Source organism: Nocardioides sp. NPDC087217 (assembly GCF_044744805.1).
Lineage (GTDB): Bacteria > Actinomycetota > Actinomycetes > Propionibacteriales > Nocardioidaceae > Nocardioides.
The window spans coordinates 132,326-145,814 of record NZ_JBIUZB010000006.1 but is presented as its reverse complement, the minus strand read 5'-3'; the positions used below and the strand labels follow the sequence as shown (position 1 = coordinate 145,814).

At 70.5% G+C, this 13,489-nt stretch carries 13 protein-coding genes; 3 read left to right on the top strand and 10 right to left on the bottom strand.

All coding sequences use genetic code 11. The features are described from left to right. Nucleotides 1-9 precede the first annotated feature (9 nt). The 5 genes from ACIO3S_RS23565 to mraZ form a co-directional block, all read right to left on the bottom strand. A complete protein-coding gene (locus ACIO3S_RS23565) occupies nt 10-444 on the bottom strand; it encodes a MarR family transcriptional regulator (protein ID WP_160024333.1) in 435 nt (144 codons plus the stop codon). A 155-nt stretch (nt 445-599) separates the two neighbouring features. Continuing rightward, nucleotides 600-2,423 (bottom strand): peptidoglycan D,D-transpeptidase FtsI family protein, encoded by a 1,824-nt coding sequence (locus ACIO3S_RS23560; RefSeq protein ID WP_400468087.1) that lies wholly within the window; start codon nt 2,421-2,423, stop codon nt 600-602. 12 nt (nt 2,424-2,435) lie between these two features. After that, nucleotides 2,436-3,032 (bottom strand): hypothetical protein, encoded by a 597-nt coding sequence (locus tag ACIO3S_RS23555; protein ID WP_350718815.1) that lies wholly within the window; start codon nt 3,030-3,032, stop codon nt 2,436-2,438. Continuing rightward, on the bottom strand, nt 3,029-4,027 hold the full coding sequence (gene rsmH, locus ACIO3S_RS23550) for a 16S rRNA (cytosine(1402)-N(4))-methyltransferase RsmH (protein WP_160024336.1): 999 nt from the start codon (nt 4,025-4,027) through the stop codon (nt 3,029-3,031). Before rsmH ends, ACIO3S_RS23555 begins: the two co-directional genes overlap by 4 nt. Nucleotides 4,028-4,275: 248 nt before the next feature. Continuing rightward, nucleotides 4,276-4,689: a division/cell wall cluster transcriptional repressor MraZ gene (gene mraZ, locus ACIO3S_RS23545; RefSeq protein ID WP_231380332.1), complete on the bottom strand. Its 414-nt coding sequence runs from the start codon at nt 4,687-4,689 to the stop codon at nt 4,276-4,278. Nucleotides 4,690-4,952: 263 nt separating this feature from the next. Between mraZ and ACIO3S_RS23540 the strand changes: the two genes are divergently transcribed. The 3 genes from ACIO3S_RS23540 to ACIO3S_RS23530 are packed head-to-tail and all read left to right on the top strand — an operon-like array spanning nt 4,953 to nt 9,540. Further along, entirely contained in the window at nt 4,953-5,930 is a 978-nt protein-coding gene (locus ACIO3S_RS23540; RefSeq protein WP_350718818.1) for a MoxR family ATPase, read from the top strand. A 29-nt stretch (nt 5,931-5,959) separates the two neighbouring features. Next, on the top strand, nt 5,960-7,252 hold the full coding sequence (locus tag ACIO3S_RS23535) for a DUF58 domain-containing protein (RefSeq protein WP_400468086.1): 1,293 nt from the start codon (nt 5,960-5,962) through the stop codon (nt 7,250-7,252). After that, on the top strand, nt 7,249-9,540 hold the full coding sequence (locus tag ACIO3S_RS23530) for a transglutaminaseTgpA domain-containing protein (RefSeq protein WP_400468085.1): 2,292 nt from the start codon (nt 7,249-7,251) through the stop codon (nt 9,538-9,540). Before ACIO3S_RS23535 ends, ACIO3S_RS23530 begins: the two co-directional genes overlap by 4 nt. Nucleotides 9,541-9,564: 24 nt before the next feature. Here the strand turns inward: ACIO3S_RS23530 and ACIO3S_RS23525 are convergent, their stop codons facing one another. The 5 genes from ACIO3S_RS23525 to ACIO3S_RS23505 form a co-directional block, all read right to left on the bottom strand. Then, complete coding sequence (locus ACIO3S_RS23525; protein WP_160024339.1) at nt 9,565-9,933, bottom strand: DUF3040 domain-containing protein; 369 nt, start codon at nt 9,931-9,933, stop codon at nt 9,565-9,567. A 145-nt stretch (nt 9,934-10,078) separates the two neighbouring features. After that, nucleotides 10,079-11,263 (bottom strand): DNA polymerase IV, encoded by a 1,185-nt coding sequence (gene dinB, locus ACIO3S_RS23520; protein WP_400468084.1) that lies wholly within the window; start codon nt 11,261-11,263, stop codon nt 10,079-10,081. 21 nt (nt 11,264-11,284) lie between these two features. Beyond that, on the bottom strand, nt 11,285-12,010 hold the full coding sequence (locus ACIO3S_RS23515; RefSeq protein ID WP_350841469.1) for a methyltransferase domain-containing protein: 726 nt from the start codon (nt 12,008-12,010) through the stop codon (nt 11,285-11,287). A 49-nt stretch (nt 12,011-12,059) separates the two neighbouring features. Continuing rightward, nucleotides 12,060-12,521: an SAV_6107 family HEPN domain-containing protein gene (locus tag ACIO3S_RS23510; RefSeq protein WP_400468083.1), complete on the bottom strand. Its 462-nt coding sequence runs from the start codon at nt 12,519-12,521 to the stop codon at nt 12,060-12,062. 170 nt (nt 12,522-12,691) lie between these two features. Then, a complete protein-coding gene (locus tag ACIO3S_RS23505; RefSeq protein ID WP_400468082.1) occupies nt 12,692-13,285 on the bottom strand; it encodes a hypothetical protein in 594 nt (197 codons plus the stop codon). Between the last annotated feature and the right edge of the window lie 204 nt (nt 13,286-13,489).

The following is a 13,489-nucleotide window of genomic DNA, read 5'->3' as shown; positions in this document are numbered from 1 at the left end:
GCCGGCGCGTCAGGAGTCGAGCACGGCGTCGACGAGCCGGTCGAGGGCCGGCAGCGCCGCCGCTATGGCGGCACGGTCCTCGGCGGAGACCCTGGCCAGGGCTGCGTCGAGCACACCGGCTCGCTGCCCGCGCCTGGTCTCGAGGACCTCTCGTCCGGAGTCGGTGACCTCGACGAGGACCGCCCGGCGGTCGGCGTCATCGGCGACTCGGGCGAGCATCCCCTGCTGGGTGAGCCGGTTGACCAGCTGCGTCATCGCGGGCTGGGAGACCCCGGCGACCCGCGCCAGGTCGGTCACCCGCTGCGGCCCGGTCCTCGCCAGTCCGGCCAGCACCGTGGCCGCCGTCGGCGACACGTCCCCCGCCGTCGACACCTCCCGCACCAGTCGCACCACCTTCTCGAGGGCGAGCGACAGGTCACGTCCGGAGGCTGAAGTCGTGCTCACACACGAAATATAACATACCTATGTTATGCATTCGCCGTGAACCATCTGTCTCTTCCGTCACAGCGCACAGGCAATGCCTGCACTTCTCTGGTGTTGCATTGCCAGAGAAGTGCAGGCATACCCGGTTAACCGGGTACTCCTGCAGCCGGCGCAGCTCACCAACCAGTGGGTATCTTCGACGGCTCGGTGCCGGTCGGCGGGACACCGTAGCGGCGCAGGACGAAGGACATGATCTGGGAGAAGACCGGGCCGGTGACGGTGCCACCGCCACCGCCGTTGCCGGGGTTGTGGATCGCGACATAGACCGTGAACCGCGGGTCGTCGGTGGGGGCGAAGCCGCCGAAGGAGACCGTGGTGGTGCCGTCGTAGCACTTGCACTCGGAGTTGACCCGCTGCGCGGTTCCGGTCTTGCCGGAGACGCGATAGCCGGGGACGGCGGCCTGCTTGGCGGTGCCGTTGACGGGGTCGTTGATGACCCGCTCCATCATCTCCGCGGTCTGGGTGGCGGCCTCCTCGGAGACGACACGGGTGCGATCGGCGGTGTCGGTGCCGACCTCGATGCCGGAGTTGTTCGTGGCGCTCCCGGCGATCAGGCTGGGGTCGATGCGTACGCCGTCGTTGGCGATCGTGTTGAGCGCGGCGGTCATCTGCACCGCGTTGACCGAGATCGACTGGCCGAAGTCGATGCGGTCCTCGTCGGCCGGGTTCCAGGTCTCCGGCGAGGCGAGCAGACCGGCCGACTCGGTGTCGAGGCCGAGACCGGTGCGCCGGCCCTGTCCGAAGGCGGCCAGGTAGTCGCGCAGTTGGCCGTCCTCGTACTTGTCGGCCGCCATCACGGTGCCGATGTTGGAGGACTTCGCGATCACCCCGGCCAGGGTGAGCTTCTCCATGCCGTGCTCGTACCAGTCGTGGATGTCGGCGTCGCCCGAGCGGTAGGACCCCGGCACCTTGAGCCGGGTCGAGGGCGAGACGAGCCCCTGGTCGAGCAGGCCGGCGACGGTGAGCACCTTCTGCACCGAACCGGGCTCGTAGACGTTGGAGAGGGCGTTGCTCCCGCGCAGGGCCTTCGGCGAGGCGGCCGGGTCACGGGCGTCGAAGGTCGGGTAGTCGGCCAGGCTCAGGATCTCGCCGGTCTGGGTGTCCATCACGACCGCCATCCCCGACTCCGCACGCGACTTCTGCACGGCGTCCATCAGGGTCTGCTGGACGTAGTACTGCAGGTCGCGGTCGATGGTGAGGGTCAGGTCGTTGCCGTCGACCGGATCGACGCGGTTGTTGGTGCCCAGCGGCATCCGGGTGCCGCTGATCGGGCTGGTCGCGTCGTACTCGGCGTGGCCGTCCTTGCCGGCCAGGTGCTTGTCGAAGGCGGCCTCGAGGCCGGCGAGGGGGCCGTCGTTGCCCATGAAGCCGACCAGGTTGGCCGCGACGTCACCGTTGGGGTAGTTGCGCAGCGGGTCACGGCTGGTCCACAGCCCCTGGTAGCCCTTGGCCTTGGCGCGCTCCACCACGTCGGTGGCCTTGGTCGCGACGACCTGACGGTCGATGTACTGGAACCGGCTCCCGTCCTTACGCAGCTTGGCGAGCGCCGAGGCGTAGTCGACCCCGAGCTCCTTGGCCAGGAACGCGGCGATCGCCGGGGCGTCCTTCTTCGTCTGCTTCGGGTCGGCCAGGACCATCAGCCCGTCGGAGGAGTCGGCCAGCGCCTCGCCGTCACGGTCGAGGATCTCGCCGCGCTCGGCCGGCAGCACGACGTCGACGACGTTCTCGGCGGCCGCCATCGCGGCGTACGAGTGCGGGTCGATGCCCTGCAGCTGCACCAGCCGGCCCCCGAAGACCGAGAGCACCATCGCCACCAGGATGAAGCCGACGCGGAGCCGGATGTGCACCGGCCCGCGTCGCTGCGTCGCCTTCGGCGTGGACTTCGGGGCAGGGCGGCGCGCCGGCCGGCGGACCTTCCGCTTGACCTGTCGCTGGGCCATCGCTCCGCTCCCCTACCGAGCCTCGCCCGAAGACGTACGCTGCTGCTCCTCGGCTGCCTGCTTCTCCGCCGCCTCCTGGTCGCGCTTCTTCTCCGCGAGCTCGGCCGCCTTCTTCTTCGCAGCGGCCGCCTCGGCCGCCTTCTGCTCGGCGAGCAGCACGCTGTAGGGCTTGGCGACCTTCGGGTGCAGCGGCGGCGTCGCGGAACGGTCGGCCGCGGCCGCCTCCCCCTCGATCTTCGCCTCGGGGACCCGGAGCATGGCCGCGTTCTGCGGGACGACCATGCCGAGATCCTTCGCCTTGGCGGCGATCTTGTGCGGGTCCTCCATCTTCTTCAGCTCACCGTCGAGCGCCTGCTCCCGGGCGGCCAGCGTGGTCGCCTGCTCCTGGAGACGCTGCTCCTGGAAGGCCGACTGCTGCATGGAGGTGTTGAAGACGAGCAGACCCACGACGCCACCGATGAGCAGCATCGAGACGAGCACGACGAACGGCAGCCGCGGCGCCATCGGGGCAGGCAGCGGCGCAGGCACGGCGGTGAGCCGTGCCTGGGTCGTCTCGGTGGCCCGGTCCGGGCTGCGTACGGGCGCCTGCGGCGCGGCGGAGATGCTCATCTGGCTGCTCCAGGGTTCGACTTGGGAAGGTTGGTTCGGGGCTTGGTGCGCTCCACAGCGCGCAGTCGCACCGAGGCGGCGCGCGGGTTCTCCTCGATCTCTGCTTCGTTGGCCTGCTCGGCACCACGGGTGAGCAGACGGAACGACGGCTCGGCCTCGGGCGGCACGATCGGCATGTCGGGAGGTACGTCCAGCTTCGTCGCCTCGGCGAAGGCCCGCTTGGTGAGCCGGTCCTCGAGCGAGTGGTAGGACTCGACCACCACTCGGCCACCGACGCCGACGGCCTCGAGAGAGTCCGGCAGTGCCGTACGCAACGCCCCGAGCTCGTCGTTGACCTCCATCCGCAGCGCCTGGAAGGTGCGCTTGGCCGGGTGTCCGCCGGTGCGACGGGCAGGTGCCGGGATCTCCGCGTAGAGAAGCTCCACCAGAGGCCCGCTCGTCGTGAACGGCACCGTCTCGCGACGCTTGACGATGGCGTAGGCGATCTTCTTGGCGAACTTCTCCTCGCCGTAGTCCCGCAGTATCCGGGTCAGGTCGGCCGCGGAGTAGTTGTTGAGGACGTCCGCCGCGGTCTGACCCCGGGTGGCATCCATCCGCATGTCGAGCGGCGCGTCCTCCGCGTAGGCGAAGCCACGCTCGCGCTGGTCGAGCTGCATCGAGGAGACACCGAGGTCGAAGAGGACCCCCTGGACCTCGGCCAGGCCCTGCCCGGCGACGACGTCGAGGATCTCGTCGTAGACCGCGTGGACGCCTGTCCACCGGTCGCCGAAGCGGGCCAGCCGCTCCCCCGCGATGCCGAGGGCGTAGGTGTCTCGGTCGATGCCGATCACCCGCGACCCGGGAATGCGCTCGAGGACGGCCTCGGTGTGACCACCGTGACCGGTCGTGCAGTCGACGAGCACGCCGCCATCGGCGAGCGCCGGCGCGAGCAGGTCGACGATGCGGTCGAGCATCACCGGCACGTGCTTCTGGTTCGTCACCGCCTCGACCCCCATCGCACGGCTTCGTCTGGTGTGTTCTCCCCGGCTCTTCGGTAGAGCCACGGGCTGACAACGCCACGGATCCGCAGAGCCAGGTCTCATGCCCGCTCCGTCACCACCAGGTGCCGTCCGGAGCCGGGGAAGGTGCCCCGGATGGCTGGATGAGTGGAGCGGGACTGAGACCTCGTCCTGCGGATCCGCTGTTGACTTGTTTCGTTTCTGATCAGCTCTGTTGCTTGTCGCTTTGTCGATCTGTCCCTTTGTCAGTCCGTCGACTCGTCGAGGTCTGCGAACTTGGCCTGTGCACCCGCGGAGTACTCCGCCCACTTGGCCGGGTCCCAGATCTCGATCCGGTCCATCACACCGATCACGACCACGTCCTTGACGATCCCGGCGTAGTCGCGCAGGAGCGGCGGAATGCCGATCCGGCCCTGCTTGTCGGGTGTCGTCTGCTCGGCCCCCGCAAAGAGGACACGGGCGTAGTCACGTGCGTCCCGAGAGGTGAGCGGCGTCTGCTGGGCCCGCTGCGCCTCCTGCATGAAGACGTCCTCGGGCCACACCACGAGGCAGTTCTCCTGACCTTGCGTCACGACAACCCCCTCCGCCAGTCGATCTCGGAACTTTGCCGGGAGGAAGATCCGGCCCTTCTCATCGAGCTTCGGCGTGTACGTGCCCATGAAGAACATGTGCTCGCCCCCGCGGTCAGCTCAACGTGGATCGTTCCTCCACTTTGCCCCACCGTACCCCACAATCCCCCACATTCAAACCACCTTCCTCCCCCACGAGGTGATTTCCCACCACCACCCGCTCCCCCGGCCCGCGTGCGGCGGAGGCCGGCGGCGTACCGCCTACAGGTCACAGTCGGGTGAATGACGCAGACGCCCGTAGGCGCTACCCCGTACGGTGTTCCCATAAGCAGGGTGAGTCGGAAGGACGCGACGTGACGACGCCGTTGGAGGCCTCATCGAATGGGGCAGAGATCGAGACATTGGTGCGGGTCGCGGGCCGCATTCGCGACAGCATCGAGAAGGTGATCGAAGGAAAGACCGACGTCGTCGACTCCACGCTGACCGTGCTGCTCGCCGAGGGACACCTCCTGATCGAGGATGTGCCCGGGGTCGGCAAGACCCAGCTCGCGAAGGCGCTGGCGCGCTCGATCGACTGTTCGGTGCGTCGCATCCAGTTCACGCCCGACCTGCTCCCGAGCGATGTCACCGGGGTGTCGATCTTCAACCAGAACACCCGGGAGTTCGAGTTCCGCCCGGGTGGCATCTTCGCCAACATCGTGGTCGGCGACGAGATCAACCGGGCCTCCCCCAAGACCCAGTCGGCGCTGCTGGAGTGCATGGAGGAGCATCAGGTCACCGTCGACAACGTGACCTACCAGCTGGAGTCGCCCTTCATGGTGATCGCGACCCAGAACCCGATCGAGATGGAGGGGACGTACGCCCTCCCCGAGGCGCAGCGCGACCGGTTCATGGCGCGGGTCTCGGTCGGCTATCCGCCGGTCGGCTCCGAGATCGCGATGCTGGCCAGCCACAGCGCGGCCAACCCCCTCGACGACCTCGACCCGGTCACCGACGCAGTGGAGATCCGCAAGCTCGTCGGCGTCGTCAACCAGGTCTACGTCTCGGAGGCGGTCCGCCGCTACACCGTGGCGCTGACCGCGGCGACCCGCACCAACAACGAGCTCGCCCTGGGCGCCTCGCCGCGGGCGAGCCTCCACCTGCTCCGGGCCGCCAAGGCTCATGCCGCCCTGCACGGACGCGAGTTCGTCCTCCCCGATGACGTACGCAGGCTGACCGGTCCGGTCCTTGCCCATCGTCTCCTCCCCAGCGCCTCCGCGGCGATGCACGGCCGGTCGGTCACCGACATCCTCGAGTCCGTCGTGTCCGCCGTGCCGGTGCCACAGACCTGACCCTCGGGCCGACTTCAAGGAGGGGCGCGATGCGTGAGGCGCTGTCCGGACTGACCATCCGGGGCCGGGCTTTCCTGGCCGCCGGGATCACCGCCATCGTCTGCGGGATCCTGCTGGACCAGTCCACACTGTCCCGGATCGGGATGCTGCTGGTCGCGCTGCCGCTGGTCACAGCGGTGGTCGCCGCCTGGGGCCGCTACCGGCTCGCACTGGTCCGCCACATCGAGCCGCACCTGACCGAGGCCGGTCAGCCGGCCAAGGTCGAGCTCACCATCGCCAACGAGGGCCGGATCCCCACCGGGACCCTGCTGCTGGAGGAGACGGTGCCGTACGCCCTGGGTGGGCGCCCCCGCTTCGTGGTCGACCGGATCGGCTTCGGGTGGCGCCACAAGCTCGGCTATCAGATCCGCTCCGAGATCCGGGGCCGCTTCGACATCGGCCCGATGCGCGTGACCGTGGCCGACCCGTTCGGCCTGGTCGAGCTCAACCGCGCCTTCCAGTCCACGGTCCCGTTCACGGTCACGCCGAGAGTGGTCCCGTTGCCCCCGACTCCCCTGACCGGCAACGCGACCTCGTCGGGCGACTCCCGGCCGAGGGCGTTCCTCGGGGGCAGCGCGGAGGACGTCACGGTGCGTGAATACCGCCGCGGCGACGAGCTGCGACGGGTGCACTGGCGCAGCTCGGCCCGCCTCGGCGAGCTGATGGTGCGCCGCGAGGAGCAGCCCTGGCAGGCCCGCGCCACCGTCTTCCTCGACAATCGTCGCTCGGTCCACCGCGGCCAGGGCGCGGGCTCCTCCTTCGAGCACGCTGTCGTGGTCGCCGCCTCAGTCGCCGTGCACCTGGTCGAGGCCGGCTACTCGGTGCGGCTGGTGACCTCCGGCGGAAACACCCCCGGCGCCGCGGGCAGCGGTGAGCTCAACGCCGGCTGGCACGATCGCGAGGGCCAGGCCGATGCGGCCGCCCTGCTGGAGGCGCTCGCCGTGGTCGAGACCGTCCAGCACCACCGCATCGACGCCTCCTGGATCGGCGAGGCCGGGCAGGGCGGAGTCACCGTGGCGGTGCTCGGCTCCCTCGACGAGGACGACGCGGGCGTGCTTCGCCGGGTGCGACACCGCACCGGGGCCGCGCTCGCCTTCTCGCTCGCCGTCGACGGCTGGAGCGCGGTGCACCTGGCACCGGAGCAACGGCGGCCCAGCGGCGTACCTCTGCTCATCCAGCACGGCTGGAAGGCGGTCGAGCTCGGGGTCGGCGACTCGGTGGCCACCCGCTGGCGCGAGCTCGGCACCCGGGGCGCGGCAGCAGGAGCGGGGGCGGCGCGATGATGACCTCCCGAGACGCGCGCGGCGTCGTGCCCGCCATGGCGGTGCCGCTGACGTGCTTCCTGACCGTCCTGTTCGCGCTGTCGTCGTGGGGCTCGTTCACGAGCACCCGGTTCCCCTACCTCGGCCCCATCCTGGTCGCCGGCCTGCTCGTGGTCGGCACCGGCATCTCCGCGCGGCTGCTGCGCGTGCACGACGCGGTCGTGGTCCTGCTGCAGGTGCTTCTCGGCACGATCGCGACCGGCCTGCTGGTCGTGCAGCACCCCTTCCCCGTCACCGGCGGCGGCCGGGCCCGGGTCACGGCCGAGATGACCGAGGCGTACGTCGCGTTCAATCCGTTCGACCTGCCGATGTCCGGGTCGGAGGTGGCGCCCTACCTCATCCCGGGCGGTGTCGCGGCGGTGCTGCTGGCCGACGTCCTCGCCGTCTCGCTGCGGCGGCCGCCGATGATGGGGCTCGTGGTGCTGGGCGTCTTCACGGTGCCGTTCAGCATCATCGGCGCCGGCGGGTGGGGCGGTGTCTCCTGGGTCGTCTTCGCGCTCACCGCGATCTCGTTCCTGGTGATGCTGCGCCTCGACCGAGCCCAGCAGCTGAGCCGCTGGGGCCGGCGCCTCGACGACGACCTCCCGGTGGTGCCCGCCGCCGGGCCGGCGGTCATCGGCGTCTCCGCGGTAGTGATCGCGCTGCTCACCCCGGCGTGGCTGCCCAGCCCGAACGTCTCCCTTCCCGGTCTGGGTCCGGGCGACGGCGACGGCCCCCTGCGCGTGATCAACCCGACCGTCGGGCTCTACGACGACCTGCGCCGGCAGAGCGACCAGGTGATGGTGTCGGTGACCCCCGTCTACGGCGACACCGAGACTCCCCCGTCCTATCTCCGCGTCGGAGCCCTGACCAAGTTCACCGGCACGGAGTGGACCTCGGGCAACCGCGACGTGCCCTCCGACCACAGCGGCGTGGCCACCTTCGAGCCGCCGATGTCCGACGCGACCCTGCTCGGCGATCCCACGACCTACCAGCTGCGGGCGAGCGCGAAGTTCCAGTCGACCTGGCTGCCGATCTTCGCCCATCCCCTCGAGGTCACCGCCCGGGGGCCGTGGCGCTACGACGAGGACACCCTCGACTTCATGTCCACCGAGGGCAGGGACCAGACCGTCGCCGGCCAGAGCTGGCGGATGACCGCCGCCCCCGTCGAGCCGTCCCAGGAGCGCCTCCTGGCCGCCGGCGACCCCGGGGTCGGCGCCCCTCCGGGCATGACCGACCTACCGCTGCTCCCCGACGAGATCGAGGAGATCGCCCTGGAGCGGACCGCCGGCCAGGACCGGCCGTTCACCAAGGCGGTCGCCCTGCAGAACTGGTTCCGCCACAGCGGCGAGTTCACCTACAGCCTGGAGCGTGACGTCGGCTCCGACAGCGCGGCCCTGCTGGACTTCCTGACCGACAACAAGGTCGGCTACTGCCAGCAGTACGCCACGGCCATGGCCGTGCTCGCTCGCGAGCTCGGCATCCCGGCCCGGGTCGCCTTCGGCTTCCTGGGCGGCGACCAGGACGAGGACGGCGTGTGGCAGTTCCGCGGCCGAGACCTGCACGCCTGGCCCGAGCTGTGGTTCGAGGACATCGGCTGGATCCGCTTCGAGCCGACCCCGGCGGCCGCCGACACCAGCGAGCCCGGCTACACCACCGGTGCGCTGGGCAACGCCCGCAACGAGCCGGATGCACCTGTCCCCAGCGCCGGCACAAGCGTCGCGCCGGTGCCCAACCGTCCGCAGCGCGAGGCGCCCGAGACGCCCGAGGTCGCCGACACCGGCACCGAGGAGTCCAACGCCGGCGCCGTCTGGACCGGTCTGGGGATCGTCGCTCTGGTCGGCCTGGTCGCGCTCGCCGCGCCGGCGGTGATCCGGCGCCGGCGGCGTACGACTCGCCTCGCGGGCGACGCCGAGGCCGGCTGGAGCGAGCTGGGCGACACCGCGATCGACCTCGGTCTCCCCTGGACCGGCACCCGTTCACCTCGGGAGGAGGCCACCGGCCTGGCGCCGCATCTGCAGGATCGCGAGCCGATGCTCGCGCTGCAGCGGATCGTGGCCGCCGTCGAGCGCAACCGCTATGCGGAGCACCGCGACACCGCGGCGATCGGGGACGACGTACGCCTCGTCTCGGCCGCGCTCAGGGAGCACGCCGATCGGCGTGCCCGTCGCCGGGCGCGCCTGTGGCCGGCGTCGGTCTTCCGCCGCCCGCCGGCACCAGCCTCCGACGGACCGGTCGCGCGGTCCGAGCGGGAGCTGATCTCGTCCTAGAGGTCCCTCTGAGAGGTCGTTCTCTCAGAGGTCGTTGTCGCGGCGGCGCTGCTTCCAGCGCTCGCTGGCCCGGTCGAAGAACGAGCTGCGGGGTGTGTGGTCCCCGTCGTCCTCCTCGACCGCGGCAGCACCACGAAGAGCGGTGAGCAGCACGGAGGTCGAGGCCAGCATCACCAAGAAGCCGACCACCCCGACGATCCACATCCGTGAGATCACACCGGTCATCAGCAACGCGACACCACCGGCGAGCACGATGCCCGCGATGACCGCGTGTCGACGTTGGGCACGGCGCAGGGCCGTGCCTCGGAGGGCGGAGGCGAACTTCGGGTCCTCCGCCGAGAGCGCGCGCTCCATCTGCTCGAGCAGGCGAAGCTCCTCTTCCGAGAGTGGCACCGTACCTCCCATGTCCTGTTGGGGTATCTCCAAGTCTAGGCTGGCCAACCTGAAGGCGGTAGTGAGCCCAGAAAATTCTTGCCCCTTGACGTTCTGCCACATGGCACAACCAGAACCGATTGTGTCAAGCAAAGTGGCGGGTGCGTCAACCCCGGCCCTGATCGAGCAGGCTTGCGCGGCGTACGAGGCTGGATCCGAAGCGTTCGGCGACCTGGTCGATGGCGCGGTCGGCCTCGGACCAGCCCCGCTCCCGCTCGCCGAGCACCAGCTGCCGGTCGGTGCCCTCGCGGGCGACCAGGTGCTCGACCCGGACCCCGACCAGGCGCAGCGCCCGGCCGCGGAGATTCAGCTCGTCGTAGAGGCGGACCGCGGTGGCGTGCACCTCCTGGGTGACGTCGGTGGGATCAGGCAACGTGCGCGAGCGCGAGATGGTCTTGAAGTCGGTGAACCGCACGGTGAGCGCGACCGTGCGGCCGACCGTGCCTGCCCGCCGCATCCGCCGGGTGACCCGGGCCGAGAGGCGCAGCAGCTCGCGGACGATGTCCTCGCGGTCGCTCAGATCGTGCCCGAAGGTCTCCTGGGCGCCGGTGGACCGGTCAGGCAGGTCGGGGCCGAGCCGCCCGGTCAGCTCCCGCTGGTCGGTGCCGGTGGCGAGCCGGTGCAGGTGGCCACCGAGGCGCGGGCCGAGGATCTGGTGGAGGGTCGGCACCGGGGTGCGGGCGATGTCGCCCACCGTCTCGAAGCCGAGTCGCCGCAAGCGGGTCCTCGTGCTCGGGCCGACCCCGTAGAGCTCACCGACGTCGAGCGGGTGGAGGAAGCCGGGGATCTCCTCCGGCCGGACGACCACGACCCCGTCGGGTTTCGCCTTGCGGCTGCCGACCTTGGCCACGCTCGGGGTGGGCGCGACGCCGACCGAGCAGGTGATGCTCAGCTCCTCGGCGATCTGGCGACGGATCCGCTGGGCGATCCTCTCGGGGCTCCCGAAGAGCTTTGTCGCTCCCCGTACGTCGAGGAACGCCTCGTCGACGCTGACCACCTCCACCAGTGGGGTGGCGCGACGGAAGATCTCGCGGACCCGATGGGAGACCTCGGCGACCTCACCGAAGTCGAGACGGACCGAGACGAGCTGAGGGCACAGCCGTCTCGCCATCGAGCCCGGCATCGCGGCCTTGACCCCGTAGGCGCGTGCCGGATAGTTGGCGCAGGTCACCACTCCCCTTGCGTGACCCCCGACGACGACCGGCTGGTCCCAGAGCTCGGGCTGGTGCCTGATCGCCACAGAAACGAAGAAGGCGTCCATGTCGACATGGAGGATCGGGGTGCCGGTCACCCCGGACCTCCGAGGCGGTGCCTAGCGAAGCGAAGCGAGCAGATGCACCTGCGAAGCCAGCGGCAGGTAGTCCGCGCGGGTCGAGGCCCGCTGCTCGAGCTCGACGAGAGCGTTGGTTGCACCAGGGTCGACATCGAGCAATGACCCAGGAACGTGATCCACGAAGACACGTACGCCACGAACGTCGGTGACCTCGAAGCCCGCGGCCTCGAGCAGCCCGGTGACCTCGTCGAGCGCGAAGCGGCGACCGGAGCGCCCCTGCGGAGCGGTGTCGTCGAGGAGCTCGGCGGCCTGCGCGAAGTGGCCGGCCAGAGCGCGGGAGAGGACGGCGGCGGTGCGCTGGGCGACCAGCAGGCTGAGCGTGCCGCCGGGACGGAGCACCTCGCGGATCCCTGCCAGCGCCGCTGCGGGGTCGGGGACGACCTCGAGGACACCGTGGCAGAGCACCACGTCGGCACCGCTGGGGTCGGCGACGTCGGAGAGCGCGGCGAGGTCGCCCTGGCGCGCGTCGACGGAGACGCCGGCCTCGCGGGCCCGGCGGTCGAGCGCGGCCAGCGCGTCGGGGCTGGGGTCGACGACGGTGACCCGGTGGCCGAGCCCGGCGATGCGTACGGCTGAGGTGCCGGTGCCGCCGCCGATGTCGAGGACGTCGAGCGGGCCGGAGGCCAGGACCGGGTCGAGCGCGTCCCAGACGGCGACGGTCCGGGCGCCTGCCCGACGACTGGTTGAAGCGGAGCCAGCTGACATGAGGCCAAGCGTAGGCCCTGCCTCCCACCCTGCGTACGCCACACCTGGATCAGCCCACGAGGCGGTCGTGCCGGGACAGGGTGGCCTGCGAGGTGTGAGCCATCAGCCCGAGCGACTCCTCGACGACGGCGAGGAACCGGTCGGCGTCACGCACCTGCTCGTCGGCCTCCTCCGCGGTGACCGCACGGATCGAGCCGGCCTCCGCGGCGGCGCGCTTGGCGGCGCCGGCGGCGAAGTAGTCGGCCCACTCGGAGAGCTCGGGCGCGACCTTCTTGAGACGGACCCAGGCGTTCCACGGGCGACGGCGACCGGCGCGGCTCGCGGCCTCGACGGGATCGGTGCGGGCGGCAATCAGCGCGGCGGCGGCCTGGAGCGCGGCGACGTGAGCGATGGCGTACCTGCTCGGCACGTCGTCGGCCACGGTCGCCTCCGCGAGGGTCTCGGTGGCTCGGAAGAGGTAGCTGTGCGTCGTGGCCGGCAGCAGATGCATCGGGTCGTCCTTCTCGCTCACGGTCGACCCCGCAGTGGACGGCTCCGGCGGGCGTCGGGGGTCGAGGACGACGCCCGCCAGAGCCTGGTTGTTCGAACATCTGTTCGAACACGTGATCAAACTACACCCCGCCACCGACAGTCACAAGGACGAATCGAGGACGGGGCGTGTCGAGGGGTGGTGCGGGTCGCTCAGTCGTCGGCGACGGCGCCGCGAATGAGGTGCGGCGGGTGGATGTAGCGGGTGTTGGCCGGCAGCCACATGACCACCAGCAGCCCCGCGGCGATGACGATCGCGATCGTGGTGAGCACGCTGATGATCACCGGAGGGCCAGTCAGGATGCCGCCGACGCTGGCCACCGCGGAGATGAACACCAGGAAGGTGATCGTGATGCGGGCCCATTCGAAGCCGTTGCGGAGGAAGACCGCGAGCACACCCAGCATGCCGGCCATCACACCGAACAGGGTGATCGCCGGGGCGATGAAGGCCGGCGCGCTGACCCGGTTGTCGGTGGGCGGGTTGATGAGGGCCTCGAGCCCCTCGGTCTCCAGGATGCGCTTGGCCGAGGCGTTGCCCTCCGCCCACGCGCGCACCAGGTCATCGGAACGCAGCACCATGACCACGACCACGACGGCGCTGAACGCGATCAGACCGACGATCAGCCGGACCGCCCACGTCATCTCCCGCGGCACGGGCTCAGCAGCGAGGGCCGCCACCTCGACGGTGGTCTCCAGGTCCTCGTTCACGACCACACCTTCGTTCTCGTCGGGTGTCGTCATGGTCATCCGGTCTCCTTGCGACGTGGGGGGAACTCTGCGTTGATCAGCCCATTCTGCCGCACGGGGCACAACGGAGGTAAATACGGGATCGCGTGCGCCTGGTCTCGGGCCGACGCGATTCGGTCTCGACCCGCTTCGCGGCTTCGCAAGCTCAGTCGCTGCGCTCGCTCGACCTCCTCCCGTTGCGGCCGCGCTCGTTCCTCGCGCGGT